The following is a 3,198-nucleotide window of genomic DNA, read 5'->3' as shown; positions in this document are numbered from 1 at the left end:
GGCTCTCGGTGATATCCTCGACTCTCCGAACAGAAACTCCAGCGAGATACATCTCCATGAGAGCTTCTTCTACCGAACTCTCCCTTCGTTTGTATCGATCGATGATCGCCGACTCAAACGGAATTGTTCTAAGTTTCGGAACTTTTAACTTTACTTTTCCGGCTTTTGTTTCGAAGTTTCTATTATACGAACCCGCTCTTGTATCTACTCGATCCGGGTTTCTCTCATACCTTGAGGCTTTGCAGAGTTTATCCGCTTCCTCATCTAAGAGAGCGTTCAGCGTTTCTTCCACTGAACCTCTTACGAGTTCGCTCAAGTCTTTCTTGAGCTGGGTCTCATCCACTTGAATTACTTTCAGGTGCGCTTTTTCTTCTTCTGCCCTCATTGGGGGGTTCTCCTTTTTTTGAATTTGATCGCTACAAACTCAATCGGCAAGGAGAGCCTTCTCATTCATTCTTAAATCTGCGAAAATTTTAGGACGTTATCTATACGAATTGAAAAAAGTAAGCTCTTTCAATAATAATTATATAAAACAAACCTACGAAGCGAAACAATTGCGTGAAGCAGACTACGGCTTATTAATTATTAATGCTAATAGATCAAAAAGCGATTCTGGTTATTCAATAGCAAAAGGAATATTTATAGTTCATCCAGCAGGAGCATTGGTATCTCTAAGTATACTCAGAGAAAATCTATTACAAATTCATAATCTAAAATTAGGCAGAACAGAAAGAGATAAAGCAATAAAAGAAGTTATGGAATACGTTCAAAGCCCTATTTTTGCCAACTCAATTGAAGGTATAATAAAAGATACAATTGACCTATATGATTCATTAAAGAAAGAAGTAAAAGATCACTTAAAATCATGGGAATTGAGATTTCAAAAGTATAAAAGTATTAATAAACAAGCAACAATGATTGATGGGAAATTTAATTTATTACTGGCCAGAGAAATTACTGAAAGCAAAAAACTAATTTCTAGCCAGAAACTCGAAAGCATAAGCTTACCTGACCATATAAGTTGAAATTGACGGCGTATAACTTCGTCTCCTCGCTCCGTTCGGGATCGCTCATGCGACCCTCACTCCGGCTCCGCACATTTGCTTTGCCCCTCGGTTTGCAAGACGCTCGCTAAGGCTCGCTCAAACCTCGTGCCAAGTCCTTCGCGCTTAGGCGCTTTGGACACGCAACGTCGAGGAGACTCTTCCGTTAGGCGCAAAAGCCCCAAGTATGATTTTGAAACAAGATCTAAAAAAGAAAAAACTTAAGAATATTTAATTAAATAAAGTTTGACTTAGGTAACATCATTGTATATACTAAGTTGTGACGAGTTAAATATGGTCAAGAAGCTAATCCAACATGGCAACAGTTCAGCACTAATTATAGAAAAACCAATTCTTGAACTTTTACATATTACTTCAGATACTTCTTTGGATATTCGCACTGATGGTAAAAGTTTAATCATCACGCCTATCGATAGAAAATTAGAAACAAGTCTTGGAAAAATCAATAAGAAACATGGCAAGACACTTAAACGACTTGCTGAATGAGTTCTATTAGATATTTATCTTATGAAGAGATTCTTTACATTCATAAGAACCAAATAGAAGGATACGGTGGTTCTTACGGGATTAGAGATAAAAATCTTCTTGAATCAGCAATTGCTCAACCACTTTCCGGATTTGATAATCAAGAATTTCATATTGGTTTAATACAAAAGGCAGCTGCATATTTATTTTATCTTTGTAAAAATCACGGTTTTATAGATAGTAATAAACGAGTAGCACTTGCGTCAGCTCTGATTTTCCTAGATTTAAACGGAGTTGAAATAGAAGATCAAGAAGATTCATTATATGAACTTACGATCGGAGTTGCTGATGGAAGTGTTTCATTAGAGAGCATTATAAGGACTTTAGAAAAACTAAAGTCTTAATTTATTTGTAGTAAGAGGGGCTTCAGCGCCTAACTTCGTCTCCTCGCTACGTTCGGGATTGCTACTGCAACCCTCACTCCGGCTTCGCACATTTGCTTTGTCACTCGGTTTGCGGGACGCTCGCTTAAGGTTCGCTCAAACCTCCGTCAATCCCTTCGCGCACAGGCGCTTCAGGACCGCAAACGTCGAGGAGACTCTTTCGTTAGTCGCAATTGCAATAAATTGCTTCATTAATATATATGCCTTCTAATGCTTTAAGTAACTTTACGAAAAATATTGAAGAAATTTATACCCTTTGGGATTTGCACAAAGAGCTATCAAGTGCAAAAAAAGGAAGAAGAGAAGACCGGCTTAGTGTGATCAATAGATCGGTTATGATTTTTATCAGTGCATGCTGGGAATCATATGTAGAAGATATCGTTATTGAATCATTTGATTTTATACTTACCGAAGCTACTAATTCTTCTCAAATTCCTATCAGAGTTAGAATGAAAGCTATTGATGACATTGTCAAAAGCGAAGACAAGCGCAGAATCTGGGAAATATCTGACAACAATTGGAAGAAAATATTAATTAAACGAAAGGATGAAATCTTAGAAGACTGGATTGGTGATTTTCACACTCCGAAGGCTAAGAATGTTGATAAACTTTTTGCTGATTTATTAGGAATTACTCAGATTTCTTTGAGTTGGTATTGGCAGAAAATGGATTGCACTAAAGCTTCGAAAAAGTTAGATGAATTTGTTACTATTCGAGGAAACATTGCCCATCGGACTCCATCACAAAGTAAAAATAATTAAAGCAGATGGAATTGATTATTTAACCCATGTAGATATGATAGCTGGAAAAACAGATGAATCAGTAGAGAAGCATTTGTTTGCGCTATTTAATAAAAACCCTTGGACATAATTAAATTTTCTAAAGAAAAATTTATTAAATAGATTCTCATGCAACTGCGACTAACTTCGTCTCCTCGCTTCGTTCGCGACTCACGGTTCCCGCTCGCGCTCACTACGGTCTTCGACACATTTGCTTTGACGTTCGGCTTGTGATCGCTCACTAAGGTTCGCTCAAGCCTCCGTCAATCCCTTCGCGCACAAGCGCTTCGGGAACGCAAACGTCGGGAAGCCTATTTCGTTAGACGAAACGACCGCCAAATTTCTTCGTAGGAGATGTGCTTCCGAAATATAACAATAGAAAGAACGGCAGTTTTTGGTTTTAAAAGTGATTTGACAACTGAATTATAATGCTGTATTTTGAATAAA

Annotated in this window: 5 protein-coding genes; 4 read left to right on the top strand and 1 reads right to left on the bottom strand. The window is 37.6% G+C overall.

All coding sequences use genetic code 11. The annotated features are described in order from the left end of the window. Window positions 1-385, bottom strand: a 385-nt coding sequence (locus CH376_RS23715; protein ID WP_207769131.1) for a transposase, incomplete at its 3' end; no start/stop codon positions are given. A gap of 67 nt (window positions 386-452) precedes the next feature. Here CH376_RS23715 and CH376_RS23710 point away from each other — a divergent pair. The 4 genes from CH376_RS23710 to CH376_RS23690 all read left to right on the top strand — a co-directional run bounded on the left by CH376_RS23710 (window position 453) and on the right by CH376_RS23690 (window position 2,733). Continuing rightward, window positions 453-1,025, top strand: coding sequence for a DUF2130 domain-containing protein (locus CH376_RS23710; RefSeq protein WP_100788585.1), 573 nt, complete (start codon window positions 453-455; stop codon window positions 1,023-1,025). Window positions 1,026-1,337: 312 nt separating this feature from the next. After that, window positions 1,338-1,550, top strand: a complete 213-nt coding sequence (locus tag CH376_RS23705; RefSeq protein ID WP_100788586.1) for an AbrB/MazE/SpoVT family DNA-binding domain-containing protein — start codon at window positions 1,338-1,340, stop codon at window positions 1,548-1,550. Next, a complete protein-coding gene (locus CH376_RS23700) occupies window positions 1,547-1,933 on the top strand; it encodes a type II toxin-antitoxin system death-on-curing family toxin (protein ID WP_100788584.1) in 387 nt (128 codons plus the stop codon). Before CH376_RS23705 ends, CH376_RS23700 begins: the two co-directional genes overlap by 4 nt. Before the next feature lie 239 nt (window positions 1,934-2,172). Beyond that, window positions 2,173-2,733, top strand: coding sequence for a HEPN domain-containing protein (locus tag CH376_RS23690; protein WP_100788582.1), 561 nt, complete (start codon window positions 2,173-2,175; stop codon window positions 2,731-2,733). Window positions 2,734-3,198: the final 465 nt, after the last annotated feature.

It is taken from the genome of Leptospira adleri, from assembly GCF_002811985.1.
In the GTDB taxonomy this organism is placed as follows: Bacteria; Spirochaetota; Leptospiria; order Leptospirales; family Leptospiraceae; genus Leptospira; species Leptospira adleri.
Note: the sequence above shows the minus strand (reverse complement) of the source record. Positions and strands in the feature narration are given on the sequence as shown.